Origin of the sequence: Cellulomonas sp. (assembly GCF_036279715.1) — a bacterium.
In the GTDB taxonomy this organism is placed as follows: domain Bacteria; phylum Actinomycetota; class Actinomycetes; order Actinomycetales; family Cellulomonadaceae; genus Cellulomonas_A.
Genome location: NZ_DASUIR010000029.1, coordinates 1 through 26,164, shown reverse-complemented (window position 1 = coordinate 26,164; position 26,164 = coordinate 1). Strand labels below are relative to the sequence as shown.

The following is a 26,164-nucleotide window of genomic DNA, read 5'->3' as shown; positions in this document are numbered from 1 at the left end:
GTGCCCGCAGAGACGCGGTCGTGCGGCACCGCTGACGACTCGGAGTACGCACTGTCCAGCCTTGCGATGATCGTGCCGTTTGCCACTGGTGACGGCGGTGGCTTCCACGCGCCGACGATCGGCGACATCTTCCCGGGGCCGGTCCTCTTCGACGGCACGGTCTTCGAGATCAACCGGCTGCAGATCGTGCGCTTCATCGCCGCGGCGGCGCTGATCACGATCTTCGTGATCGCCGCGCGTCGCGCCACGCTCGTCCCGGGCCGGTTCCAGAACGTCGTCGAGATGATCCTCGACTTCGTCCGGGTCAACGTCGCCGAGGAGATCCTCGGCAAGGAGAAGGCGCCGAGGTTCGTCGCGCTCCTGACGACGATGTTCTGCGCGATCCTCATGTTCAACCTGATGGGGATCATCCCCGGCCTCAACGTCGCGGCCACGGCCCTCATCGGTCTGCCACTCATGCTCGCGGCCTGGACGTACGTGTCCTACCTGAGCGCCGGCGTCCGCGAGCTGGGCCTCGGCGGGTTCCTCAAGAACAGCCTCTTCCCTCCGGGCGTGCCGCCGTTCCTCTACGTGCTGCTCACCCCGGTCGAGTTCCTGCAGGTGTTCATCATCCGGCCGGCGACGCTCGCACTCCGGTTGATGGCCAACATGGTCTCGGGCCACCTCATGCTGGCGCTCTGCTTCTCGGCGACGCAGTACTTCATCTTCGAGGCCGTTCCCGCGATGAAGGGGTTCGGCGCACTGACCTTCGCGGGCGGTTTCATCTTCACTCTCTTCGAGGTGTTCGTCGCGACCCTCCAGGCGTACATCTTCGTGATCCTCACGGCGGTCTACATCAACCTGTCGGTCTCGAAGGAGCACTAGTCCCACCCCACACGGGGGCCGCACGGTCCCCGTCCACGAACTGACGTTCGGCCGCCCGGCCGACGTCGAACGGAAGGAACGAGTCACCGTGGCACTTGCGGAAACCACCACCGTCCTCGCCGAGGTCTCGGGCAACATCGCGACCATCGGTTACGGCCTTGCGGTGCTCGGCCCGGGCATCGGCCTCGGCATCCTCATCGGCAAGACCGTCGAGGGCATCGCGCGTCAGCCTGAGGTCGCCGGCCAGCTGCGCACCACCATGTTCATCGGCATCGGCTTCGTCGAGGTCCTCGGCCTCCTCGGCCTGATCACCGGGTTCCTGTTCAAGTGATCGCCGCCGCGCTGTCCGCGGCAGTCCTCACGGCCGCGGAGACGACAGGGGAGCCGGACGGGCTCGCGCTGCTCATTCCCGAGCCCTACGACATCCTCTGGTCGACGGTCGTCCTGGCAGTCATCGCCTTCTCGTTCTACCGGTTCGTCCTGCCGAAGTTCCAGGCCGTGCTCGACGAGCGGACCGCGCTGATCCAGGGCGGGATCGCCAAGGCCGAGTCGGCTCAGGCGGAGGCGGCGATCGCACTCGCGGCCTACCACCAGCAGCTCCAGGATGCCCGCACCGAGGCAGCCCGGATCCGCGAGGACGCCCGCACCGAGGGCAGCCAGATCCTCGCGGAGCAGAGGGCGAAGGCCACCCAGGAGGCCGCGCGTCTCGTCGAGACGGCACACAAGCAGATCGAGGCGGAGCGCCAGCAGGCGTCCGTCTCGTTGCGTGCGGACGTCGGCTCGCTCGCGACCCAGCTCGCGTCGAAGATCGTCGGCGAGTCGCTCGAGGACTCGGCACGCCAGTCGCGCGTCGTCGACCGCTTCCTCGACGAGCTCGAGGCCAGCACCACGACGAACGCCGGTAAGGGGAACTGATGCGCGGCACGAGTCGGGCGTCGCTGCAGTCGGCCCGGGACCGGTTCGAGCCGGTCCTGAGCGCTGCGGGCGCGGAGGCGCTGACGTTGGGCGAGGAGCTCTTCGCCTTCGTCGACGCCCTGGACTCCTCCGCGTCGTTGCGGCGCACGCTGACCGACCCGTCGGTCGACGCCGACGCGAAGGGCGCGCTTGCCGCGCGTCTGCTCACGGCGGCGGACCCGCGCACGGTCGAGCTGGTGCGTGACCTCGTCGGCTCACGGTGGTCGCACGACGGCGACCTGGGCGACGCGGCGGAGGAGCTCGCGTTCCACGCCGTGCTCGCGTCCGCCGAGAGCGACGGCGGTCTGCAGAAGGTCGAAGAGGAGCTGTTCCGCATCACGCGGGCCCTTGCCGGTCAGCGTGAGCTGCGCCGCGGGCTGTACGAGCCGCGGATCCAGGCGGTCGGACGTGTCGCCCTGGTCGACCGGCTGCTCGGCGGTCAGGGGACGGCCGCGACCCAGGTCGTGGCCCGGCGCGCCGCGGCGGCACCCCGTGGGCGCCGCTACGTCGCGACCCTCGGCTACGTCGGCGACCTCGTCGCGGACCGTCGCAGCCGCCAGGTGGCGACCGTGACCTCCGCGTCGGACCTGAGCCCAGCCCAGCGCGATCGCCTGCTCGAGGTGCTCGCCGCGACCTACGGCCGCGCCATCCAGCTCAACGTGATCGTGGCTCCCGACGTGGTCGGTGGGCTCCGGGTCCAGGTCGGGCCCGACGTGATCGACTCGACAGTCTTCGCCCGCCTTGCCGATGCTCGACGACAACTTGCCAGCTGACGCGCCGCGCGCCGCGCGCGACGTCCCACGAACACGTATGACCGTACGCACCGCGTGCGCCACGACAGGAGAAGAGCAATGGCTGAGCTGACGATCCGGCCGGAGGACATCCGCGCTGCGCTGGACAGCTTCGTGAAGTCCTACGAGCCGACCCGAGCTGTCTCCGAGGAGGTGGGCCGCGTCAGCCTCGCCGGTGACGGCATCGCGCAGGTCGAGGGCCTCCCGGGCGCGATGGCCAACGAGCTGCTGCGCTTCGAGGACGGCACGCTCGGCCTTGCGCTGAACCTCGACGTCCGTGAGATCGGTGTCGTCGTCCTCGGCGAGTTCACCGGCATCGAGGAGGGCCAGGAGGTCCGCCGGACCGGAGAGGTCCTCTCGGTCCCGGTCGGCGACGGCTACCTCGGCCGGGTCGTCGACCCGCTCGGCCACCCCATCGACGGCCTCGGCGACGTGGAGACCCACAGCCGGCGCGCGCTCGAGCTGCAGGCGCCCGGCGTCATGGACCGCAAGAGCGTCCACGAGCCCCTGCAGACCGGCCTCAAGGCCATCGACGCGATGATCCCGATCGGTCGCGGCCAGCGCCAGCTCATCATCGGCGACCGCCAGACCGGGAAGACCGCGATCGCGATCGACACGATCATCAACCAGAAGGCCAACTGGGCGACCGGCGACCCCCAGCAGCAGGTCCGCTGCATCTACGTCGCGATCGGCCAGAAGGGCTCGACGATCGCGGCCGTGCGTGCCTCGCTCGAAGAGGCCGGAGCGCTCGAGTACACGACCATCGTCGCGGCTCCCGCATCCGACCCCGCGGGCTTCAAGTACCTCGCGCCGTACACCGGTTCAGCCATCGGCCAGCACTGGATGTACGAGGGCAAGCACGTCCTCATCGTCTTCGACGACCTGTCCAAGCAGGCCGAGGCCTACCGTGCGGTGTCGCTGCTGCTGCGTCGCCCGCCGGGCCGCGAGGCCTACCCCGGCGACGTGTTCTACCTGCACTCCCGCCTGCTCGAGCGTTGTGCCAAGCTCTCGGACGCTCTCGGCGCCGGCTCGATGACGGGTCTGCCGGTCATCGAGACCAAGGCCAACGACGTGTCGGCGTACATCCCGACGAACGTCATCTCGATCACCGACGGCCAGATCTTCCTGCAGTCGGACCTGTTCAACGCCGACCAGCGGCCGGCCGTCGACGTCGGCATCTCGGTCTCGCGCGTCGGTGGCGCGGCCCAGGTCAAGGCCATGAAGCAGGTCTCCGGCACGCTCAAGCTCGACCTCGCGCAGTTCCGGTCGCTCGAGGCCTTTGCGATGTTCGCCTCCGACCTCGACGCTGCCTCCCGCGCTCAGCTGACGCGTGGCGCCCGCCTCATGGAGCTGCTCAAGCAGGGGCAGTTCAACCCCTACCCGGTCGAGGACCAGGTCGCGTCCATCTGGGCGGGCACCAAGGGCAAGCTCGACGACGTCCCGATCGCCGACGTCCGTCGGTTCGAGACGGAGCTGCTGGACCACCTGCGGCGCAACAGCGACGTCCTGACGACGATCGCGTCGTCGGGCAAGCTCGAGGCCGCCACCGAGGCGGCGCTGGGCGCGGGGGTCGACGACTTCCGTAACGGCTTCCTCACGGGCGACGGGACGCCACTCGTCGGTGCCGACGCCGCCGACGAGGCAGTGCAGATCGACCAGGAGCAGATCGTCCGGCAGAAGAAGGCCTGAGGATGGCCGGTACCCAGCGCGTCTACAAGCAGCGCATCAAGTCGACCCAGGCGCTGAAGAAGATGTTCCGCGCCCAGGAGCTGATCGCTGCGTCGCGGATCGGACGTGCGCGCGACCGCATGCACCACGCGACGCCTGCCTCGCGGGCGATCACGCACGCCGTCTCGGCGCTCGCAACGCACTCGACCGTGTCGCACCCGCTGCTCTCCCAGCGCAGCGACACGAACCGGGTCGCGGTGCTGCTCGTGGCGTCCGACCGCGGGATGGCGGGCGCGTACTCCGCGAGTGCCATCCGTGAGGCAGAGCGCCTGGTCGAGCGGCTCGAGGCCGCCGGCAAGGAGGTCGCGCTGTACGTGTTCGGGCGCCGCGCGGTCTCGTACTACTCGTTCCGTCGGCGTGCGCTGACGGCGCAGTGGACGGGCGGTTCGGACGCGCCGGATGTCGAGGTGGCCGACGAGATCGCGAGTGTGCTGCTCGAGGCCTTCCAGGCGCCCGCGGACGAGGGCGGCGTGGGCGAGCTGCACGTCGTCTACACGCAGTTCGTCAACATGGTGACCCAGCGCCCCCGAGTGATCCGGATGCTGCCGCTCGAGGTCGTCGAGGGCGTCGCGCCGGTCGGCACGAACGAGGTGCTCCCGCTCTACGAGTTCGAGCCGAGCCCGGAGGCGGTGCTCGACTCGCTGCTCCCGCGCTACGTGCGGAGCCGCATCTACTCCTGCATGCTGCAGGCGGCAGCGTCCGAGCTCGCGGCCCGGCAACGAGCGATGCACACTGCGACCGACAATGCCGAAGAGCTCATCCGCCTGTACACCAGACTGGCGAACCAGGCGCGGCAGTCCGAGATCACCCAGGAGATCAGCGAGATCGTGTCGGGCGCCGACGCACTCGCCTCCTGACCCCCAGAAACGCCCAGCAGGACCGCACGACCCAGACCACGCCGGAGTCCGCTCCGGTCGAGCGAAGCGAGGCAGGACATGACCGCCACCACCGTCGACGGCACGCCGACCGAGTCGGGCACGCCCGGAGTCGGCCGCGTCGCCCGGGTGATCGGCCCCGTCGTGGACATCGAGTTCCCGTCGGACCAGATCCCCGAGATGTACAACGCCCTCACGGTCAAGATCGACCTGTCGTCTCAGGGCGAGGACGAGAAGTCCTTCACGATGACGCTCGAGGTCGCCCAGCACCTCGGCGACTCGCTCGTGCGGGCGATCGCGCTGAAGCCGACCGACGGCCTCGTCCGCGGTGCCCTCGTGACCGACACCGGCGCGCCGATCAGCGTCCCGGTGGGCGACATCACGAAGGGGCACGTGTTCAACGTGACCGGTGACGTGCTCAACCTGGCCCCGGGCGAGAAGCTCGAGATCACCGAGCGCTGGCCGATCCACCGCAAGCCGCCGGCCTTCGACCAGCTCGAGTCCAAGACGCAGATGTTCGAGACGGGCATCAAGGTCATCGACCTGCTGACGCCCTACGTCCTCGGCGGCAAGATCGGCCTGTTCGGTGGTGCCGGCGTCGGCAAGACGGTCCTCATCCAGGAGATGATCCAGCGCGTCGCGCAGGACCACGGTGGCGTCTCGGTGTTTGCCGGTGTCGGTGAGCGCACCCGCGAGGGCAACGACCTCATCGTCGAGATGGAAGAGGCGGGTGTCTTCGACAAGACGGCCCTCGTCTTCGGGCAGATGGACGAGCCGCCGGGCACGCGTCTGCGCGTCGCGCTGTCGGCCCTGACGATGGCGGAGTACTTCCGCGACGTGCAGAAGCAGGACGTGCTGCTGTTCATCGACAACATCTTCCGGTTCACGCAGGCCGGTTCCGAGGTCTCGACGCTGCTCGGCCGGATGCCGTCGGCGGTCGGCTACCAGCCGAACCTCGCCGACGAGATGGGCCAGCTGCAGGAGCGCATCACGTCGACGCGTGGTCACTCGATCACGTCGCTCCAGGCGATCTACGTGCCGGCCGACGACTACACGGACCCCGCGCCCGCGACGACGTTCGCCCACCTCGACGCGACGACCGAGCTGAGCCGTGAGATCGCCTCGCGCGGCCTGTACCCGGCCGTCGACCCGCTCGCGTCCAAGAGCCGCATCCTCGACCCGCGGTACGTGGGCCAGGCGCACTACGACACCGCGACGCGCGTGAAGTCGATCCTGCAGCGCAACAAGGAGCTCCAGGACATCATCGCGATCCTCGGCGTCGACGAGCTGTCCGAGGAGGACAAGACCGTCGTGGCCCGGGCCCGCCGCATCCAGCAGTTCCTCTCGCAGAACACCTACATGGCCGAGAAGTTCACCGGTGTCGTCGGCTCGACGGTCCCGGTCGCGGAGACGGTCGAGGCCTTCGGGAAGATCGCCGACGGCGAGTTCGACCACATGGCCGAGCAGGCGTTCTTCAACATCGGTGGCCTCGAGGACCTCGAGCGCAACTGGGCACGGATCCAGAAGGAGTACGGGGTCTGACCTCGGAGGCCCTCGATCCCGTCCCGGAGCTCGCGCTCCCGATCCCTAAGGAGTCCCGCATGGCAGACCTCGAGGTCGACCTGGTCGCCGCCGACGGCAAGATCTGGTCGGGTCGTGCCCGGCTCGTGAGCGCGCCCGCCGCGGATGGCGAGATCGGCATCCTCGTGGGCCACACGCCCGTGCTGACGATCCTGCGTCGCGGCGAGCTGCGCGTGAAGACGTCGGACGGCGAGGCGCTGCGATGGATGGTCGACGGCGGGTTCCTGTCCGTCGACTCCGACCAGGTGACGGTCGTGGTGGACTCGGTCGAGGCCGCCCCTGGCACCACCGCGCACTGACGGTCTGGCCGTGACGGGTGCTCATGCCGCGCTCGTGCTCGGCGCTGTCGTGGTGCTCGTGCTGTGCGTGCTTGCGCTCGGCGCTTCGCGCGTGCAGACGCTCACGCGTCGCGTCGGTTCCTTCGAGTGCGCCTTCAGCCGCGCGACCGACCCGAACGCACCGTGGATCGCCGGAATCGGGCAGTACGGCGCCGACAGCCTGTACTGGTGGCGCTGGTGGTCGTTGGCCCCGCGTCCGACCCGGTCGTGGCTGCGGTCGCGCATGCTCGTCATCGAGCACCTCGCGGTGGCCGACGCGCGAGGGTACGAGGGCCAGCTCGTCGTGCGGTGTCGGACTGACGACGACGCGTTCGACCTGCTGATGTCCGCCGAGGCCTATGCGGGGCTGGCCTCGTGGCTCGAGGCCGCGCCGCCGGCCACGGGCCACGTGATCTGAAGGGGGGAGAGGCCCATGCGGCTCGTCGTCGCGCGGTGCTCCGCCCGCTACTCCGGGCGTCTTAACGCCCATCTCCCGTTGGCCACCCGGCTCGTGCTCGTGAAGGCCGACGGCAGCGTCCTGCTGCACTCCGACGGCGGGTCCTACAAGCCGCTCAACTGGATGAGCCCGCCGTGCACGCTCGCGATCGGCTCGCCCGACGACGACGCCACCGAGCGCGGCGCCGCGGAGGTCTGGACCGTCCAGCACACCAAGAGCGACGACCGGCTCGTCATCGAGGTCCACGAGGTGCTGCACGACTCGGCGCACGAGCTCGGCGTCGACCCGGGCCTCGTGAAGGACGGCGTCGAGGCGCACCTGCAGGAGCTGCTCGCCGCCCAGATCGGGGCGCTCGGGGCGGGCCACACGTTGGTCCGCCGTGAGTTCCCGACGGCCATCGGGCCCGTCGACATCCTCGCCCGCGACGCCGACGGGGTTGCGGTGGCCGTCGAGATCAAGCGTCGCGGGGACATCGACGGTGTCGAGCAGCTGACCCGGTACCTCGAGCTGTTGAACCGCGACCCGCACCTTGCTCCGGTGCGTGGGGTGTTCGCCGCTCAGGAGATCAAGCCGCAGGCCAGGGTGCTCGCGACCGACCGGGGCATCCTGTGCCTGGTGCTCGACTACGACGCGATGCGCGGCGTCGACGACGTGGACTCGCGCCTCTTCTGACGGCGGCGGGTGAGCTTCTCCTCGCTTGCGTGTGCCCAGACCGTGACCGAACGGTGATCCGCCGAAACTTGACTGCGCACGTTTCCAGGCACATGCTTGAATCGTCGAAGCGCTTCGATGAACGCTTCGGCCGGGACATCGTCACCTTGCCGTGCAGCCGACCCTGGCGCAGGGGGACGGCCCGCACTGGCGCGGTGTCCACCGAGCGGTGCCCATGCCGGGCGCCTCCTCGGACCGCATGACACGATCGAAACACTCAATGAGGAGGACGAAGATGGTGCGTTACAGCAAGCGCCTGGGACTGATCGCCGCGATCGCGGCACTCCCGCTCGTGCTGACAGCATGCAGCAGCGGCGGCGGTTCGACCCAGACGACGTCGGAGGCGACGTCCGGCGCCACGACCCTCAAGCTGTGGCACTACGAAGGCGCCGACAGCGCGATGGGCAAGGCCTGGAACGAGTCGATCAAGGTCTTCGAGACCGAGCACCCGGGCGTCAAGGTGGAGTTCGAGCAGAAGGCGTTCGAGCAGATCCAGCAGACCGCGGGCATGGTCCTCAGCTCGGACCAGGGCCCCGACATCATGGAGTACAACAAGGGCAACGCGACCGCTGGGCTCCTCGCGTCGCAGGGCCTCCTCACCGACCTGACCGACGTGGCCAAGAAGCGCGGCTGGGACACCAAGCTCGCCCCGAGCCTGCAGACGACCGCACGCTACGACGACAAGGGCGTCATGGGGTCGGGCAACTGGTACGGCGTCCCGAACTACGGCGAGTTCGTGACGGTCTACTACAACAAGGCGATGTTCGCCGCGCACAACATCGCCGTGCCGAAGACGTTCGACGAGTTCACGGCGGCGCTCGACACGTTCAAGAGCGCGGGCGTCACGCCGCTCGCGATGGCCGGTGCGGAATACCCCGCCGGTCAGCTCTACTACGAGCTCGCGCTCAGCAAGGCCGACCGCAAGTTCGTCGACTCGTACCAGATGTACAAGGGCAAGGTCGACTTCCAGGCCGACCCGCTCAAGTACGGCGCCGAGACCTTCGACCAGTGGGTCAAGAAGGGCTACATCGCGACGGACTCCGCGAGCCTCAAGGCTGAGGACGCCGGGCTGAGCTTCATCAACGGCACGTCGCCCATGCTCGTGTCGGGCAGCTGGTGGTACGGCCGGTTCACGACCGACATCAAGGGCTTTGACTGGGGCATCTTCAACTTCCCGGGCAACAAGCTCAACGCCGGTTCGTCGGGCAACCTCTGGGTCGTCCCGGCGAAGTCCAAGGCCAAGGACCTCGCGTACGACTTCATCGACATCACGATGCGGCCCGAGATCCAGGCCATCCTCGGCAACAACGGCGGGCTCCCGGTCGCTGCGAAGGCCTCGGACATCACTGACCCGAAGAGCCAGGAGCTCATCACGGCGTTCAACGACGTGCTGAACAACGACGGCCTCGCGTTCTACCCCGACTGGCCGGTCCCCGGCTACTACGACGTGCTGGTCGCCGGGTTCCAGTCGCTGATCAACCAGTCGAAGACGCCGCAGGCCGTGCTCACGGACATCGGCAAGGCCTACGACGACGGCGTCGCCAACGCGGGCTGACACCGCACCTGTGCACGGGTGGCGCCGACCCTCGGGTCGGCGCCACCAGCGCACCAGCGCACCTGGGACCAGACCGAGAGGGACGAGCGACATGACGACAACGGTGCAGGCGCCGACACAGGCGTCCGGCGGTGCGAGGACCCGCCGACGACGCAAGGGGGGCGGGCAGCTCAGCTACTGGCCCTACCTGCTGCCCGGCGGGGTCCTGTTCGTCGGGGTGATCCTCGTCCCGTTCGTCATGAACCTCTACTTCAGCATGACGAAGTGGGCCGGCATCGGTGACCCGAAGTGGATCGGGCTCAAGAACTACTCGCGGCTGCTCCAGGACGACACGTTCTGGCTGTCCTTCCGCAACTCGATCGCCATGATCGTCGCGATGGTCGTGGTGCCGACCATCCTGGGCCTGCTCCTCGCCGCGGTGCTCTTCGACTACCTGGGTCGCCGGTTCCCGGGCCGGGTCGCGAGCACGCTGCGGGCGACCTACTACCTGCCGCAGATCCTGCCCGTCGCCGTCGCCGGCATCCTGTGGGGCTGGATCCTCAACCCGCAGACCGGTGCGCTGAACGTGCTCCTGCGGCGGATCGGCCTCGACTCGCTCGCGCTCAACTGGCTGGGGGACACGAAGACGGCCCTGCCGACCGTCATGCTGGTCATGATCTGGGTCCAGGTCGGCTACCCGGTGGTCATCTTCATGGCCGCGCTCCAGCGCGTCGACCCCGAGCTGTACGAGGCCGCCGAGCTCGACGGTGCGGGGTGGATGGCCCGGTTCCGGGCGATCACCCTGCCGCAGATCAAGCCCGAGACGTTCGTCGTGACGCTGACGTGCACCATCGCGGCCCTCAAGGTGTTCGGCCCGATCTACGTGCTCACCAAGGGTGGCCCGGAGAACACCACGAACGTGCCGTCGTACTTCTCGTACCAGAACTTCTTCCCGAAGTCCCAGGTCGGCTACGGCGCGTCGATCGCGACCGTCCTGACCCTCATCGTCATCGTCGTCGCCGCTGTGTTCATGCGCGCGCAAGCGGCGAGCGAGCGCAAGGAGGGCCGCTGAGATGGCTGCTGACATCCTCGTCCTGGACCCGGCCGGTCCGGCTCCGGTCGCCGCGCACCGACCGCGCGACAGGTTCCACCGTGGCGCGCTGCGCTGGGTCATCCTGGCGCTCACGGTGCTCGTGGCGCTCGCCATGATGGTGCCGTTCGTGATCATGGTTCTCAACGCGTTCAAGTCGCCCGCCGAGTACTCCGCCAACGGTCCGCTGAGCCTGCCCAGCAAGCTCTACACCGATGGGCTCGTGAACTTCTGGCACCGCGTCAACTTCCCCGAGAAGCTCGTCAACTCGATCGTCATCAGCGGCGCGGTCGCCCTGCTCGGGACGGTGGTGTCGCTGCTCAACGCGTACGCGCTCGGCATCGGGCGCGTCCGGGGCCGGCTGTGGATCGTCGCCATCTTCCTGTTCGCGAACATGCTGCCGCAGGAGGCGCTGATCTACCCGCTCTACTACCTCGCGAAGGCCACCGGGCTCTACAACAACCAGCTCTCGGTGATCATCATCTTCACCGTGATCCAGAGCGCGTTCGGCACCTACCTGCTGTCCTCGGTGTTCGCCACCTTCCCGCCGTCGATCCTCGAGGCCGCGGCGCTCGACGGCGCAAGCCGCTGGCAGGTCCTGTGGCGCGTGGTCTTCCCGATCAGCCGACCCACGCTGTCGGTGCTCGTCATCTTCTTCTTCATCTGGACGTGGAACGAGTTCTTCATCCCGCTCGTCATGCTCATCGACAACCGCACCCAGACGATCCCCGTGGCGCTCGCGTCGCTGCAGGGCGACCGCCTCATGGACGCACCGACGATCAACGCAGGCTCGCTCATCAGCCTGCTGCCGGCGATCATCTTCTTCCTGATCTTCCAGCGCACGCTCACTCGGGGGATCACGGCCGGGGCGGTCAAGTAGCGGGGCCGCGAGTGGGGTGTCGTGCTCGGCGAGCCGCGCCCGACCGATCATGCGGTTCAGTTCAGCGGCGCGGTGCTCTGGCGTTCGGTCAGGACCGGGAGCAGCAAGCGCGTCTCGGCCGGTTGCTCGGCCTCGACGCGAGCCATCGCCATCTCCACGGCGACACGTCCGATCGCGTGGGCAGGGATGTCCACCGAGGTGAGGGGGAGCGGTTGTCCGACAGCGACGTCTTCCGGGCACACGGCGACGAGGGACATGTCATCGGGGACGCGGCGGCCGCGTTCGCGCAGGGTCGCGATGACGGCTGGCAGCGCGACCTCGTTGTGCACCACGAGAGCCGTGACGTCGGGCATGCTCTCGAGGACCTGGTCGACGGCGGCGATCGCTCCTGTGTGCGACGACTCGCACGACACCGCGACTGCGACGAGCCCGAGCTCCCTGGACTCGGCGGTGAACCCCCGCAGCATGCGGTCCGCGTAGGACGTGTGGCGCTCGAGGACCGCGCGGGGCGAACCGATCAGGGCGATCCGTCGGTGCCCGAGGCGCGCGAGGTGCCGCACGGCGACCCGTCCCGCGGCGTCGAAGTCGAGGTCGACGCACGACAGGCCCGCCGAGTCGCGGGGCAGGCCGATCAGCACGGCCGGCTGGCGCAGCCCGACGAGGACGGGGACGCGAGGGTCGTCGGCCTCGATGTCCATCATGATCAGCGCGTCGACCATCGAGCCGTCGGCGACGCGTTCGAGCCCGGTGGCGTCGTCCTGCGTCAGCAGCAGCACGTCGTGGTCGAAGGTGCGGGCCGCCGTGACGACGCCGGTCACGAACTGCATGATGACGCTGACGTTGACGTCGACCCGCAGCGGCGCCATGAGCCCGATCACGTTCGTACGGCTCGACGCGAGTGCGCGTGCGCCGGCATGCGGCCGATAGGCCAGGTCGCGGATGCTCCGCTCGACGCGGAGACGGGTCGCTGCGGAGATGGGGCGCTTTCCGGAGAGGACGTACGAGACCGTCGAGGTCGACACTCCAGCGGCTCTCGCCACGTCGTCGATCGTTGCCACCGTGCGCCTGTCTGCTCGGTCGTGCGTCCGGCCGGGTGGCCGCCGTCGGGCGCGTCTGGGCGCCTCCGCGCCTACCTTAGCGCCGAGATTGGCCCCGAGCAGGACTGGCGGCGTGGACGACGGATCGATTCGACACGCAAGCGGTTCGACGGCGAGTATCGCGACCAGGTGCCTATTTTCATGGGATGCATGCGTGGACACTTCAGACCTGGAGCCTCTAGAATGTCGAAACGCTTCGATGATAGGACGAGCACACGAACAGAGCCATGGCATGTGGTGTTCCTGCTCGACCCCGCTGCCGATCAGCGCACTGTCGTGCTGGCCGGCATCCATCGAGACCTGCTCACCGGTACTGACACCACGGGCACGGTCGACCTCGGACCCGAGGGCGCCGTCGCGCTGATCGAGAGGACGTCATGAAGTTCAACGATGGCTACTGGCAGGTGCTGCCCGGTGTCACGATCCTGCGGCCTCAGGCGGTCGACGACGTGGTAGCGGAGCCGGGGTCCCTCACGGTGTACGCCGCGACCGGGCCGCTCGAGAAGCGGGGTGACACCCTGAACCGTCCGCTCGTGACCGTGTCCTTCCACTCGCCCATGGACGACGTCGTCGGGGTGACGATCGAGCACTTCCAGGGTGGGTTGAACAGGGGCCCGAGGTTCGAGCTCGCGACCGCCTCGGCCGACGTCGAGGTGTCCGGACCCGACCGCTCGGGTGAACCGGTCGCGACGTTCCGATCGGGTGCGCTGACGGCGCGGGTGGCGACCGAGGGCGAGTGGAACGTGGACTTCGTGGCGGGCGACCGCCAGCTGACGACGTCGACCTCCCGCAGCGTCGGCGTGATCACCGATGCCGTGGGACGGCACTTCGTGCGCGAGCAGCTGACGCTCGGAGTCGGCGAGCACGTCTACGGGCTGGGCGAGCGGTTCGGGGCGTTCGTCAAGAACGGCCAGACGGTCGACATCTGGAACGCGGACGGCGGCACGGCGTCGGACCAGGCGTACAAGAACGTCCCGTTCTACCTGACCGACGCCGGGTATGGCGTCTTCGTCGACCAGCCCGAGAAGGTCTCGTTCGAGGTCGGCACCGAGGTCGTCTCGCGCGCCCAGTTCAGCGTCGAGGGTCAGTCGCTGCGCTACTACGTCATCTACGGACCGACCCCGAAGGACATCCTGCGCAAGCTCACCGCGCTGACCGGGCGTCCCGCGCGGGTGCCGGAGTGGTCGTACGGCTTGTGGCTGTCGACGTCGTTCACGACCGACTACGACGAGACCACGGTCACGCGCTTCATCGACGGCATGGCCGAGCGCGACCTGCCGCTGTCGGTGTTCCACTTCGACTGCTTCTGGATGCGCCGGTTCCACTGGTGCGACTTCGTGTGGGACCCGGCGACGTTCCCGGACCCCGAGGGCATGCTGGCCAGGCTCAAGGCCAAGGACCTGAAGATCTGCGTGTGGATCAACCCGTACATCGCCCAGCGCTCGGCGCTCTTCGCCGAGGGACGCGAGCTGGGCTACCTCGTGAAGAACCCCGACGGGTCGGTCTGGCAGTGGAACCTGTGGCAGGCCGGCATGGGGCTCGTCGACTTCACCAACCCCGAGGCGACCGCCTGGTACCAGGGCAAGCTCAAGGGCCTGCTCGACATGGGGGTCGACGCGTTCAAGACCGACTTCGGCGAGCGGATCCCCACGGACGTCGTCTGGCACGACGGATCGAACCCTGCGGGGATGCACAACTACTACACGCACCTGTACAACAAGGCCGTCTTCGAGCTGCTCGAGGAGGAGAAGGGCAAGGGCGAGGCCGTGCTGTTCGCCCGCTCGGCGACTGCGGGCGGCCAGCAGTTCCCGGTGCACTGGGGTGGCGACTGCGAGTCGACGTTCGTGTCGATGGCGGAGTCGCTGCGGGGTGGGCTGTCGCTCGCGATGTCGGGCTTCGGCTACTGGAGCCACGACATCGGCGGCTTCGAGGGCACGCCCGACCCCGCGGTGTTCAAGCGGTGGCTCGCCTTCGGCCTGCTGTCGTCGCACAGCCGTCTGCACGGCTCCGGCTCCTACCGCGTGCCGTGGGCGTTCGACGAGGAGGCCGTCGACGTCACGCGCCGGTTCACCAAGCTCAAGCTGTCGCTCATGCCCTACCTCGCGCGCGTCGGCGGCGAGGCGCACGCCGCGGGGACGCCGGTCATGCGGCCGATGATTCTCGAGTTCCCCGACGACCGGGGGACCGCGGGCATCGACACGCAGTACATGCTCGGCGACGCGCTGCTCGTGGCCCCCGTGTTCAACGCGGTCGGCGACGTGTCGTTCTACGTGCCGGAGGGCACCTGGACGCACCTCCTGACAGGCGAGCACCTGACGGGTCCGCGCTGGGTGAACGAGCGTCACGGCTTCGACTCGCTGCCGCTGCTGGTCCGGCCCGGCACGGTGCTCCCGGTGGGCGCACGAACCGACCGCCCCGACTACGACTACGTCGACGGCGTGACCCTGCAGCTGTTCGAGCTCCCCGACGGGCACCGGTCGGTCACGACCGTCCCGCGGCCGGGAGGCGCCGAGGGTGCGACGTTCACGGTGGCGCGCGACGGCGACCATATCCGCGTCGACGCGACCGGTGCGACGGGCCCGTGGTCGGTGCGTGTGGTCGGTGGCGCCGAGGCTCGGGCCGAGGCCGGTCAGGCCTCGGTCGACGTCGCCGTCTGACGGTGCTCGCGTATCGTCGTGCGTCGTCGCACGGCCCGGGTCGGACCCTCGCGGGTTCGGGCCGGGCCGTGTATCGTATCGATTCGATCTGACGTGGGCTGCCGTGCCGAACCCGGCGCCTGACGCCCCTGACCCACCATGAAGGACTGCCCGATGACGACAGCGCGCCCCTCCGGACGCCAGTTCCCCGCCGACTTCCTCTGGGGCTCGGCGACCGCCTCGTACCAGGTCGAGGGCGCCGTCGACGAAGACGGTCGCGGGCCGTCGATCTGGGACACGTTCTCCAGCACGCCGGGCAAGGTGCTGAACGGTGACACCGGTGCGGTGGCGGCCGACCACTACCACCGCATGGTCGACGACGTGGCGCTCATGAAGCGGATCGGGCTGCACGCGTACCGGTTCTCGCTCGCGTGGCCGCGCATCCAGCCCGCGGGTTCGGGTGCGTTCAACCCCCGGGGCCTGGACTTCTACTCCCGCCTCGTCGACCAGCTCGTCGGCGCCGGAATCGACCCCGTCGTCACGCTCTACCACTGGGACCTCCCGCAGGCGCTCGAGGACGCGGGTGGCTGGCCGTCGCGCGACACTGCGTACCGCTTCGCGGACTACGCCGCCAAGGCTGCCGAGGTGCTCGGCGACCGCGTGAAGATCTGGACGACCCTCAACGAGCCGTGGTGCTCGGCCTACCTCGGCTACGCAGCAGGCGTGCACGCGCCCGGTCGTGAGAACCACGCCGACGCACTCGCCGCGGTGCACCACCTCAACCTCGCGCACGGGCTCGCGGGGAGCGCCGTGCGCGACGTCGTCGGGCCGGACGCCCAGATCTCCATCACGCTCAACCTGCACGTGACGCGCGCGGCGTCCGACTCGCCCGAGGACCTCGACGCGAAGCGGCGGATCGACGGGCTCGCCAACGGGGTCTTCCTCGGACCGCTGCTCGACGGCGCCTACCCCGCGGACGTCATCGAGGACACCGCGTCGGTCACCGACTGGTCCTTCGTGCAGCCGGGCGACCTCGACCTCATCTCGATCCCGCTCGACGTCCTCGGGGTCAACTACTACGCGACCGGGCTCGTGCGGAAGTCGGACGCCGTGCGCGTGCCGGGGGACGGCACGCCGGGGCCCGACGGCCACAAGTCCTCGGCGCTGAGCGCCTGGCCCGCGACCGACGACATCGAGTGGCTCCCGTTGCCAGGCCCCCACACCGCGATGGGCTGGAACATCGAGCCGGAGGGCCTCACCGAGCTGCTCGTCGACCTGCACCAGAGCTACCCGGGCCTGCCGCTCGTGGTCACTGAGAACGGTGCGGCGTTTCACGACGAGGTGTCGCCGGACGGTCGCGTGCACGACCTCGACCGCGTGTCCTACCTGCACGACCACATCGACGCGGTCGGCGAGGCCATCGACCACGGCGCCGACGTGCGCGGCTACTTCGTGTGGTCGCTCATGGACAACTTCGAGTGGGCGTACGGCTACGACCGCCGGTTCGGCATCGTGCGCGTCGACTACGACACGCTCGAGCGCACGCCCAAGGACTCGGCGTACTGGTACGCCGAGCTCATCCGCGCCCATGCGATCCCGACGATCGAGTCGGCAGCGACGCTGGGCTGAGCGTTCGCCGCCGCACGTCGTCGGAGGAGGATGGACACCATGCCGAGCAGCCGGAGGTCGACGAAGCGCCCGTACGGCGCGGAGCCCCTGCCGCTCGACATCGACCGCGTGCGTGGCGGGCGCAGCAGCGAGAGCGGACCGGGCGGCGACTGGACGGTGCAGCGCGTGACCGGCTCGGACCGGGAGTACCGCTGCCCGGGGTGCGACCAGCTCATCGCACCTGGGACGGCGCACGTCGTCGCCTGGGCGGCCGACGGGCTGTTCGGTGCCGAGGCGGCGCTCGCCGACCGGCGCCACTGGCACGTCGCGTGCTGGGCCGCCCGCGACCGTCGTCGGCCCGCTCGGTAGGCTCGATGCCGATGAGCACCCCACGCACTCACCCGCACCCACGGCCGGCCGGCGGCGCTGAGATCAGGTCGCTGACGGTCCTGCCCGCGTATCGCGAGGACATCGAGCTGCACACAGCGGACGGCCTGACGCTGGTCGGAGAGCTCGCCCGGCCGCTCGGGGTCGACGGCAGCCCCGCGCGCCCGGCGGCGACGCTCGTGACTCTCCACCCGCTGCCCACGCACGGCGGCTTCATGGACTCCCACGTCCTGCGCAAGGCCTCGTGGCGTCTGCCCGCGCTCGCCGACCTGGCGGTGCTGCGGTTCAACACCCGCGGGACGGCGAGCCCGCGGGGCACGAGCGAGGGCGCCTTCGACGCGGGCGACGGCGAGCGGTTCGACGTGCACGCCGCGATCGAGTTCGCCGAGTTCCACGACCTCCCGCGTCGTTGGCTCGTCGGCTGGTCCTTCGGGACCGAGCTGGCACTGATGCACGGGCGCGACCCGGGGCTCGAGGGCGCGATCCTCCTGTCGCCGCCGTTGCACCGCGCGACGGACGCCGACCTCGACGCGTGGGACGCGTTCGGCAAGCCGCTGGTCGTGCTGGTCCCCGAGCTCGACGACTACCTGCGACCGGAGGAGGCGCGCGCGCGGTTCGCGCGGGTCCGGCACGCGGAGGTCATCGGGGTCGATGGGGCGAAGCACCTGTGGGTGGGGGAGCCCGCCGTGCGACGCGTGCTCGACGAGATCGTCGGCCACGTCCTGCCCGGGCACCCGCTGCCGCTGCCCACCCACTGGTCGGGAACCGTGACCACCCCCGCCGAGGAGTCCGCATGACCAGCCTCAACGTCCTGACGTACCGCACGGGTCCTCGCGACGTGCTCCCCGTCGTCCTGCTGCACGCCTTCCCGCTCGACTCGCGGATGTGGGACGACGTGGCGCCGCTCGTGCCCGGTGCCCGCACCGTCCTCGCCGTCGACCTGCCGGGGCTCGGTGGCTCGGCAGGGCTGGGGACGTCGTCCCCCGCGCTCGAGGATGCGGCGGACGCGGTCGCCGAGACCCTCGCAGCCGTCGGCGTCGAACGGGCGGTCGTCGTGGGTCTGTCGATGGGTGGGTACGTGGCGCTGGCGCTGCTGGACCGCCATCGCGGTCTCGTCGCGGGTCTCGGCCTGCTCGACACGCGATCGACCCCGGACGACGACGCGGCGCGGGCGAACCGGCTGCGGATCGCGGCCGAGCTCGAGTCGTCAGGGACCGTGGACGCGGTGCGCCCGATGGCGACAGCGTTGCTCGGCGAGACGAGCCGGACGCTGCGCCCGGAGCTCGCTGACCGGGTCGGCGCTCTGATCGGGCAGCAGGCGCCAGCCGGTGTCGCGTGGTCCCAGCGTGCGATGGCCGCTCGTCCCGACCGCACGCCCGTGCTGCGCCGGTTTGCGGGGCCATCGCTCGTCCTGGTGGGTGACGAGGATGTCGCAGCGCCGGTCGCCGCGGCCGAGCACATGGCGGCGGCCCTCAGAGCCCCGCATCTCGTCGTCGTCCCCCATGCCGGACACCTGACCGCGATCGAGGACCCGGACGCGGTTGCGGAAGCGATCGGCGACCTTGCCGGTCGGGCCGACATCGACGAACGGCGCGCTCGCGGCTGAACGGACCGGCCCAGCGCCCCGCCTAGGAGCTCAGCACCCGCGCGAGCGCGTCCTTGAGGTCGAGCGACTCGCCGTCCTTGCCCCCGGCCCCGACGACGAGCGGGGGATCGCGTGGCACGACAGACGTCCCACGCAGCTGAGCCCGCAGGCTTGTGGGGACGCCGAGCACGTAGTAGTTGCCGTCAGTGCCGATCGCGACGTTCTTGTCGCGCCGCAGGTACCACCCGAGCAGTGGTGTCCGGTAGCGATGCCGGCCGTCATAGCTCCGTGCCTGCAGCGGGACGGGCGCCACCTGCCGTGCCCGGACGTCCACCAAGAAGTCCGCGATCAGGGCGCGGGCCCGCGCGGCCTCGGCCGCGCGTCGACGCTCGAGAGCATCCGCGTGCACGGCACTCGCCTCGCGGCGTTGCTCGCGCCACGTGGTGCTGTCGCCCGAGGTGGTCACGCGAACGGGCCCTCCGTCGCTGTCCCCGCGATGTCAGCGACCGGTGACCGGAGCATCGTTGTCCTGCGGCACGGCGTCCGGCGCGCTCTCAGCAGCGCTGTCCACGTCACGACCTGACCCGGCTGCGTCCGCGTCCTTGCGCTCGGTCGGCTCCGGGTGGTGCGAGGCGTCGGTCGAAGCGTCACCGCTGACCTGCGCCGCCGCCGAGACCGGCGCCGGGCGACCCTTGCCTGCCGGCCGAGCCACCGGTCGCGAGGCAGGCTGGCTGGTCGGCGTCCGCCCCGCGGTGCCGGCGGTGCCGACGGCAGCGGCTCGTGCGGGCACGACGGGCTGCGCGCCCGTCTGCTTCTCGGCGAACTGCGCCTCGGCCTTCTGCGCGCGCTCGAGAGCCTGCTTGCTGGGCATCGGGTCGTTGCCGAGCAGGTTGCGCAGCTCATCGAGGTAGGACGTGATGGACTCGCGCTGGCGGTTGAGGTCCTCGACCTGCCGCTGCGCGCTCGTGCGCTCGCGCTCCGACTCGGTCATCGCCTCCGACAGGGAGTTCTCGGCGTGCTCGCGCGCCTCGGCGACCACACGGTCGGCGTTGCGCCGTGCGTTGGAGAGCAGCTCCTTCGCGTGCGTCTCGGCGTCGATCCGCACCTTCTCGGCCTGTTCGAGTGCCTTGGCGACCCGCTGCTCGGCCTCGGTCGCGTGCGCCTCGGCATCCCGGACGAGCCGCTCGGTCTCGGCGCGGGCCGTCGTGTGCCGATCGGCGTCGGACCGCTCCGCCTCCTCGTGCCGCGCCGCGATGCTGAGCTCGGCGTCGGCGAGCGCCTGCTCGGTCTGCCGCACGAGGGCGTCGGCCTTCGCCTTGGCCGTCGCGGTCAGCTCGGCAGCCGTGCGCTGCGCCTCCGTCACGAGTCGCTCGACCTCCACCCGCGTGCTCTCCCGCAGCTCGGCGACCTCACGGTGCGTCTGCTCGGTGAGCTCCGTGGCCTCGCGCTGGGTCGTGTCGCGCAGCTCGGTCGTCACTCGGACGGCCGCATCGCGCTGGTGGCCTGTCTCCTGCGTCGTACGCTCGCGCAGCTCGGTGGTCTCGCGCTCGGCCTGCGACCGGAGCTCGGTGGCGTACGTCTCCGCCTCAAGCCGCAGCGCGGCGATCGTCTGCTCCGTCTCGGTACGCAGAGCAGCGACCTCGTCGGCCGTGGTGGCCCGCATCTCGCCCGTCTCGCGCTCGGCACTCGCACGGACGAACCCGGAGTACTGCTCGGCCTCGGCGCGCAACGCCGCGACCTCGGCCGCGACCCGCTGCTGCAGCGCAGCCGCCTCGCGCTCGGCCCGCGACCTGACGTTGTCAGCGAACTCCTGGGCTGCCGTGCGCTGGGACGTCAGCTCGGCGGCGAGCGCCTGCCGGGCCTCCGCGACCTCCGTGGCGGCAACCGACCGCTGCATCGCAGCGAACCTCTCGGCGTCACCACGTGCGGCCGCCAGCTCGGCCTCGACCCGCTGGCGCAGCGCCGTGGTGTCCGCCTCAGCGCTCTGCCGAAGGTCCTGTGCGTAGCGCTCGGCGTCCTCGCGCTGCGCGCTGGTCTCGGTCTCGGTCGTCCCCCGCAGCTCGCTCGCGGCCCGCTCGGTCGAGATCCGCAGCTCGGTGGCCTCGCGCTCGACCGTCGCCCGCAGGGTTCCGAGCTCGCGTTCGAGGGAGCTGCGACGCTCGCTCTCCTCGGTCGTGATGGCGCTCTGGATCCGCGCAGCCTCCCGCTCTGCCGACCCGACGAGCTCCTCGGCCCGACGCTGCGCAGCGGCGAGCGTGCTCTCGGCCTCGGTCGTCGAGGTGCTCCGAAGCTCCTCGGCCTCACGGCGTGCCGTGGCGAGGAGCTCCGCGACCTCGTTCTCAGCGCGTGCGCGCAGCTGACCCGCTGCGAGCTTGGCGCGCGCCAGGGAGTCGGACGCCTGGGCGTTCGCCTGCTGGACGACGTCGGACGACTGCTCCTCCGCCGACCGCAGCAGCTGCTCGATGCGCGAGCCCAGGCCCGAGTACGTGGGGCGCTCGGCCTCACGGAGCTGGCGGTGCGCCTCGGAGAGCTCGCCCGAGACCTGCATCGCGCGGGAGTCGAGCGACTCGACCTGGGCGCGGGCATCTGCCAGGGCCTGCTCCAACGCGGCGAGTCGTCCGTCGACCGCGTCGCGGTCATAGCCGCGGAAGTTGACCACGGGGAAGGGCGAACGGTCCTCTGGCACGGAAGATCCTCCTGAGCGCGCGGGCGCCGGTCCGTGACCGCCTCGGGGGAGGCGCCGGTTCGGTCGGCGACAAGTCTGGTGCCAGGGTAACGGTCCACGTGCGCGCCCGGTACGGGTTCGTTCCGAGCGGCGGTGCCGGCTCTCGTTCTGCCTGGCCGCGGGCACCTGCCTATCCTGGACTGTCACGTTCGAGAGGATCCCGCGTGCTCCAACGACTCATCGCCGCCGTGCTCGGCGTGCTCGGCCTCCTGGCCATCGGTCTCGGGGTTGCCTCGTCGACCGTCTGGCGAGGTGACGACGTCCTGGTCGCGGGGTCCTCGCCGGATGCTCACCTGGTGGTCGCGGATCCCGGCGTCCTCGAGCTTGCCGGCAGTCCGGTCACTGTCACGGTGCACGCGGCGAACGACGCTCCTGTGGTGATCGCTGTCGGTCGTGACACCGACGTGGCGGGTTGGGTAGGGACGGACGCCCACGCCCAGATCACCGGTCTGGCGAGCTGGCATGCCCTGCGGACCGCGACGGTCGCCGAGCAGGCTCCGACGCCTGCCGCATCGGTGGCTCCCGGAGCCGCGGCGACCGAACCGGCCCCGACCGAACCAGCTGCCTCGGAACCGGCCGCAGCTGCACCGTCCGCCTCCGCGCCCAGCGAGACCGCCGGAGGCGCCACGGCTGCGGTCGCTGACCCCACCGGCTCTGACCTCTGGGTCGCGCAGGCGACCGGCAACGGCACGGCAACGCTCACCTGGGATGCGCAGCCGGGCCGGTGGAGCCTGCTGGTCGCAAGCCTCGGCGATTCGTCACCCGTCATCGAGCTCGCGTGGCCGCGGACGGTGACGACGCCCTGGCTGTGGCCCGGCGTCATCGGGGGAGCGCTGCTCTTGCTCGCGGGTCTGCTTCTCGGCGCACGCCTGTGGCTCCGCGCCCGACGCGGCCTGACCGAGCCTGAGTGGCACCCCGTCCTCACAGGCGCCATGCCGACCGTCGCGAGCCCCCGACCCGGCGCCGCAGCGGGTGCGGACTCGGCCGATGCGACGGAGACGGTGGTTCTCACGCGCCGCCAGCTGCGCGAGGCGGAGGCAGCCACCGGCTCGGCCACCCGGCGGCGTGGCCGAGGATCGTCTGACGCCCCCGTTGCCGGTGCTGAGCCGCTGTTCGTCCCCCTGGCAGAGCGCGAGGCACCGACGGAGGCTCCGGCGAGGGCCGGCGGCGCGACTCCTCCCGCCGCCACCGGCTGGGCCCCGGCAACCGGCCCGGCCCGCGAAGCTCGCCGGGCTGGTGCAGATGGTCCCGCAACCGCCACCGGAACCGGCGCTGCAGCCGGTCTGCCTCCTGCGACCTGGCGGTCTGCTGAGGATGTGCAGCCCGCCGCGCGCCGAGAGGAAGAGCGAGCCGCGACGGCCCCTCCGGTGGAGCGCGAGAAGCATCCTGATACGGGCCCGACGTCGTCGGAGTACGGCGTGCACTCGCAGCCCGGCCGGTCGTCGGCCGTACCGGTGGGCCCACACGACCACTCACCGCGCACACCCGCAGGGCCGACGTCGGCGACGGCCGCTCTCCCCAGCTACTTCCTGCGGCCCGCCGCCCCAGGCGGCGGGCGAACCGGTCCTGGCGCCCCGGTCGCACCAGGTGGCTGGGTGCCCGGGGGGACCCAGCCGGAGTCGCAGGGCTCCCGAACGGCTGCCGATCCTGGCGCGTCGCGTCCCGCAGGGGACCACGGAACCGCACGGCGCGACCCGGCGGCGACCGACGGATCGGATCAGACCTCCATGCGACGCCCGACCTGGGCCATGGGCAAGCCGGCGCTTCCCGTCGAGCCGACCGACGAACCGTCAGTCGAACCGCAGAGCGCGCGAGCCGACGCGTGGCGCCGCGCGTGGGGTTTCCCGGGGCATGACGCCGACGGACCGGATGATGCCGCAGGAGACACGGACGAAGGGACCCACCGATGAGGGCCGGCCTGCGCCACGCCGCACGGTTGACGTTGACGACAGCGCTCGCGCTGTCGCTGGGAGCCTGCGCCGCATCACTGCCACAGCCCGAGCCTGGAGCGGCGCCGGCCGTCGCTCCTCCGGTGCTGAGCGTCGCTCAGTCCGAGGGCGTCCTCTCGCGGATCGGCGCGGTGCTCACGGCGGCGGACGCGACGCTCGACCCGGGGGCCCTCCCGGGACGCGTGACCGGTCCGGCGCTCGCCATCCGAGCCGCTGAGTACGTGCGTGCGACGGCCACCGCCGGCGCCAAGCCGCCGACCGTCCTGCCTACCAAGGCCCAGACGCTCGTCGTTCCGGACACGACGACCTGGCCACGGACCGAGCTCGTCGTGACGGAGCAGCCGGACGACCTCCAAGCCCCACGCCTGCTCGTGCTCACGCAGGCGACGGCTCGCGACCCGTATCGCCTGTGGGGCTGGGCGCGTCTCGGTGCGGGAGTGCAGATGCCGCCGACCGCCGACACGGCCCACGGCAGCGCCCCGATCGCCGCTGACGCCACCGGGCTCCTGCTCAGTCCGGCCGAGACGCTCGCGCAGTACGCCGACGTGCTGGCCAACGGCGACGCCTCGATCTTCGCTGGAGCCTTCCCAGCCGACTTCTTCCGTACGTACATCGAGACCAAGCGGGCGGCGTACTCCGAGAGCCTCAAGGCGGTCGCGACGGTCACCGAGACCTACACGCCCACAGACGGAGGAATCGTCGCACTGGCCACTGCCGACGGCGGGGCCATCGTCGTCGGCGCGATGACGACCCAGACGACGATCGCGGTCGCACAGGGCCGTGTAGCGCTCGACGATCCCTTCGAGGCTGCGCTGGCCGGTCGAGCGAGCGTGACGAAGAGCGCGGTGCGGACCTGGACCGACGTCGTCGCGTTCTACGTGCCGCCGGCAGGCTCCACGACGACGCAGATCCAGGTGCTCGCAGCGGAGCACTCACTGACCTCCGTCACCGGCGAGTGACGAACCGCTACACGCAGGAGTCGCAACGATGAGTCAGCCCCCCGTCCCCCAGCCGCGCCTCGACGTCCGCGGAGCGGTCGATCTCGCTGCCCTGACGCGTCCGGCCACGCCCCCGCCCGGCAGTCCCGGCGGGCTGCCGGTGGCTGGCACCTACGTGGTCGACGTCGACGAGGCAGGTTTCGGCTCGTTGGTCGAGAGCTCCACCGAGCACCCGGTCGTGGTGCTGCTCTGGGCGTCGTGGAGCGAGGTCAGCATCGCGCTCGCGCGTGACCTGGGCACGCTCGCCGAGGAGTTCGCTGGGAAGTTCCTGCTCGCGCGCATCGACGCCGAGGCCAACCCTCAGGTCGCTGCCGCGTTCCAGGTGTCGGTGCAGGCCGTGCCCGCGGTCGTCGCGGTCATCGCCGGTCAGCCGCTGCCACTGTTCCAGGGTCAGCATCCGCTCGAGCAGGTGCGCGGGGTGCTCGACCAGGTCATCGCCGCTGCTGCGGCGAACGGTGTGACCGGCACGGTCGGCTCAGCAGCCCCGACGAGCGAGGAGCCTGCATCGGAGCCCGAGGAGCCGCCGCTCCCGCCGCTGCACCAGGCCGCGTACGACGCGATCGAAAGAGACGACCTGGCGGGGGCCGCCGACGCCTATGCCCAAGCACTGAAGGAGAACCCGCGCGACGGAATGGCGCGCGCGGGTCTCGCTCAGGTCAACCTCCTGATGCGGACGAGCGGTGCTGACCTCGCTGCTGCTCGCGCGGCGGCCGCGGCGGGCGCCCGGGACATCGACGCACAGCTGCTCGTCGCGGACCTCGACGTGCTCGGGGGGAACGTGGACGACGCGTTCACACGCCTCGTCGACCTGGTGCGCGTGACAGCCGGGGAGGATCGCGAGGCGGTGCGCGTTCGCGTGATCGACCTGTTCGAGGTCGTCGGCAGTGACGATCCGCGGGTCGGCCCAGCGCGTCGGGCACTGGCCAGCGCGCTGTACTGAGGTCGCGCGACGCCCGCAAGACGGGTATCTGCGCTGGTCAGAGTCCATGTGAGTGACCGTCGTCACGTCGAGGCGATTTGACGGTTCACTGGGGCGCTGCGTAGTGTTCACGTTGTCGCCCGGCAGGGAGGAACGGACACCGAGAAGGACCAGAGATGGTCCGCAGCGGTGGCTGGTCCCGGAGGGCGACCACCCCCGGCTCAACACTGATGGCGGCTCTGTCGCCACAGCGCTGTTGTGTCCGGGAGGAGGCGGCATCCTCGCAGCGAGCTCAGAAACGAGCAAGTTGACGGAGGGAGTCCACTCCGCTAAGTTAGAACGGTTGCCTCCGGGCGGGTCGAAGGGCCTTGCGGGATGCGCGTCTGTTCCTTGAGAACTCAACAGTGTGCCAAGTAGTCGATGCCAAGATGGTTCATCGTCGTGTGGTTCTTGTCCCGTTCGGGGTGGGGGTCGTGTG

At 70.4% G+C, this 26,164-nt stretch carries 24 protein-coding genes; 21 read left to right on the top strand and 3 right to left on the bottom strand.

All coding sequences use genetic code 11. The features are described from left to right. The 13 genes from atpB to VFW79_RS03070 all read left to right on the top strand — a co-directional run bounded on the left by atpB (position 1) and on the right by VFW79_RS03070 (position 11,782). Positions 1–864 (top strand): F0F1 ATP synthase subunit A, encoded by an 864-nt coding sequence (gene atpB / locus VFW79_RS03130; protein WP_329675854.1) that lies wholly within the window; start codon positions 1–3, stop codon positions 862–864. A gap of 88 nt (positions 865–952) precedes the next feature. Beyond that, the gene (gene atpE / locus VFW79_RS03125; protein ID WP_109131984.1) at positions 953–1,195 is read left to right on the top strand and encodes an ATP synthase F0 subunit C; all 243 of its coding nucleotides are present in this window, start codon (positions 953–955) and stop codon (positions 1,193–1,195) included. Then, positions 1,192–1,779, top strand: coding sequence for a F0F1 ATP synthase subunit B (locus tag VFW79_RS03120; protein ID WP_329675853.1), 588 nt, complete (start codon positions 1,192–1,194; stop codon positions 1,777–1,779). The genes atpE and VFW79_RS03120 overlap by 4 nt, the downstream gene beginning before the upstream one ends. Then, on the top strand, positions 1,779–2,591 hold the full coding sequence (locus VFW79_RS03115) for a F0F1 ATP synthase subunit delta (protein WP_329675852.1): 813 nt from the start codon (positions 1,779–1,781) through the stop codon (positions 2,589–2,591). Before VFW79_RS03120 ends, VFW79_RS03115 begins: the two co-directional genes overlap by 1 nt. Positions 2,592–2,669: 78 nt before the next feature. Beyond that, positions 2,670–4,298 (top strand): F0F1 ATP synthase subunit alpha, encoded by a 1,629-nt coding sequence (atpA, locus tag VFW79_RS03110; protein ID WP_329675851.1) that lies wholly within the window; start codon positions 2,670–2,672, stop codon positions 4,296–4,298. A gap of 2 nt (positions 4,299–4,300) precedes the next feature. Next, entirely contained in the window at positions 4,301–5,194 is an 894-nt protein-coding gene (locus VFW79_RS03105; protein WP_329675850.1) for a F0F1 ATP synthase subunit gamma, read from the top strand. A gap of 78 nt (positions 5,195–5,272) precedes the next feature. Further along, entirely contained in the window at positions 5,273–6,754 is a 1,482-nt protein-coding gene (atpD, locus tag VFW79_RS03100; RefSeq protein ID WP_329675849.1) for a F0F1 ATP synthase subunit beta, read from the top strand. Between the two features lie 59 nt (positions 6,755–6,813). Continuing rightward, positions 6,814–7,092, top strand: coding sequence for a F0F1 ATP synthase subunit epsilon (locus VFW79_RS03095; protein WP_329675848.1), 279 nt, complete (start codon positions 6,814–6,816; stop codon positions 7,090–7,092). 10 nt (positions 7,093–7,102) lie between these two features. Next, positions 7,103–7,528: a DUF2550 domain-containing protein gene (locus tag VFW79_RS03090; RefSeq protein WP_329675847.1), complete on the top strand. Its 426-nt coding sequence runs from the start codon at positions 7,103–7,105 to the stop codon at positions 7,526–7,528. A 15-nt stretch (positions 7,529–7,543) separates the two neighbouring features. After that, the gene (nucS, locus tag VFW79_RS03085; RefSeq protein WP_109131991.1) at positions 7,544–8,239 is read left to right on the top strand and encodes an endonuclease NucS; all 696 of its coding nucleotides are present in this window, start codon (positions 7,544–7,546) and stop codon (positions 8,237–8,239) included. A gap of 274 nt (positions 8,240–8,513) precedes the next feature. Further along, complete coding sequence (locus VFW79_RS03080) at positions 8,514–9,833, top strand: ABC transporter substrate-binding protein (protein ID WP_329675846.1); 1,320 nt, start codon at positions 8,514–8,516, stop codon at positions 9,831–9,833. A 91-nt stretch (positions 9,834–9,924) separates the two neighbouring features. Next, positions 9,925–10,884: a sugar ABC transporter permease gene (locus tag VFW79_RS03075; protein ID WP_329675845.1), complete on the top strand. Its 960-nt coding sequence runs from the start codon at positions 9,925–9,927 to the stop codon at positions 10,882–10,884. Position 10,885: 1 nt separating this feature from the next. Further along, positions 10,886–11,782 (top strand): carbohydrate ABC transporter permease, encoded by an 897-nt coding sequence (locus VFW79_RS03070; RefSeq protein ID WP_329675844.1) that lies wholly within the window; start codon positions 10,886–10,888, stop codon positions 11,780–11,782. Between the two features lie 56 nt (positions 11,783–11,838). On the opposite strand, the gene VFW79_RS03065 is transcribed toward VFW79_RS03070, so the two are convergent. After that, positions 11,839–12,840: a LacI family DNA-binding transcriptional regulator gene (locus VFW79_RS03065; RefSeq protein ID WP_329675843.1), complete on the bottom strand. Its 1,002-nt coding sequence runs from the start codon at positions 12,838–12,840 to the stop codon at positions 11,839–11,841. 273 nt (positions 12,841–13,113) lie between these two features. Between VFW79_RS03065 and VFW79_RS03060 the strand changes: the two genes are divergently transcribed. The 6 genes from VFW79_RS03060 (at position 13,114) to VFW79_RS03035 (ending at position 19,116) form a co-directional block, all read left to right on the top strand. Further along, positions 13,114–13,260 (top strand): hypothetical protein, encoded by a 147-nt coding sequence (locus VFW79_RS03060; RefSeq protein WP_329675842.1) that lies wholly within the window; start codon positions 13,114–13,116, stop codon positions 13,258–13,260. Further along, entirely contained in the window at positions 13,257–15,536 is a 2,280-nt protein-coding gene (gene yicI / locus VFW79_RS03055; protein ID WP_329675841.1) for an alpha-xylosidase, read from the top strand. Before VFW79_RS03060 ends, yicI begins: the two co-directional genes overlap by 4 nt. A 153-nt stretch (positions 15,537–15,689) precedes the next feature. Beyond that, entirely contained in the window at positions 15,690–17,144 is a 1,455-nt protein-coding gene (locus tag VFW79_RS03050; RefSeq protein WP_329675840.1) for a beta-glucosidase, read from the top strand. 39 nt (positions 17,145–17,183) lie between these two features. Continuing rightward, complete coding sequence (locus VFW79_RS03045) at positions 17,184–17,492, top strand: hypothetical protein (protein ID WP_329675839.1); 309 nt, start codon at positions 17,184–17,186, stop codon at positions 17,490–17,492. 11 nt (positions 17,493–17,503) lie between these two features. Beyond that, a complete protein-coding gene (locus VFW79_RS03040) occupies positions 17,504–18,307 on the top strand; it encodes an alpha/beta hydrolase (RefSeq protein WP_329675838.1) in 804 nt (267 codons plus the stop codon). Then, a complete protein-coding gene (locus VFW79_RS03035; RefSeq protein ID WP_329675837.1) occupies positions 18,304–19,116 on the top strand; it encodes an alpha/beta hydrolase in 813 nt (270 codons plus the stop codon). The genes VFW79_RS03040 and VFW79_RS03035 overlap by 4 nt, the downstream gene beginning before the upstream one ends. A 22-nt stretch (positions 19,117–19,138) precedes the next feature. On the opposite strand, the gene VFW79_RS03030 is transcribed toward VFW79_RS03035, so the two are convergent. Both VFW79_RS03030 and VFW79_RS03025 read right to left on the bottom strand, forming a co-directional pair. Further along, entirely contained in the window at positions 19,139–19,561 is a 423-nt protein-coding gene (locus VFW79_RS03030) for a hypothetical protein (protein WP_329675836.1), read from the bottom strand. Between the two features lie 33 nt (positions 19,562–19,594). After that, on the bottom strand, positions 19,595–21,781 hold the full coding sequence (locus VFW79_RS03025) for a hypothetical protein (RefSeq protein ID WP_329675835.1): 2,187 nt from the start codon (positions 21,779–21,781) through the stop codon (positions 19,595–19,597). Positions 21,782–23,726: 1,945 nt separating this feature from the next. On the opposite strand from VFW79_RS03025, the gene VFW79_RS03020 reads away from it, so the two are divergent. Both VFW79_RS03020 and VFW79_RS03015 read left to right on the top strand, forming a co-directional pair. Beyond that, entirely contained in the window at positions 23,727–24,728 is a 1,002-nt protein-coding gene (locus VFW79_RS03020; protein ID WP_329675834.1) for a hypothetical protein, read from the top strand. Positions 24,729–24,756: 28 nt separating this feature from the next. After that, the gene (locus tag VFW79_RS03015; RefSeq protein WP_329675833.1) at positions 24,757–25,707 is read left to right on the top strand and encodes a tetratricopeptide repeat protein; all 951 of its coding nucleotides are present in this window, start codon (positions 24,757–24,759) and stop codon (positions 25,705–25,707) included. Positions 25,708–26,164: the final 457 nt, after the last annotated feature.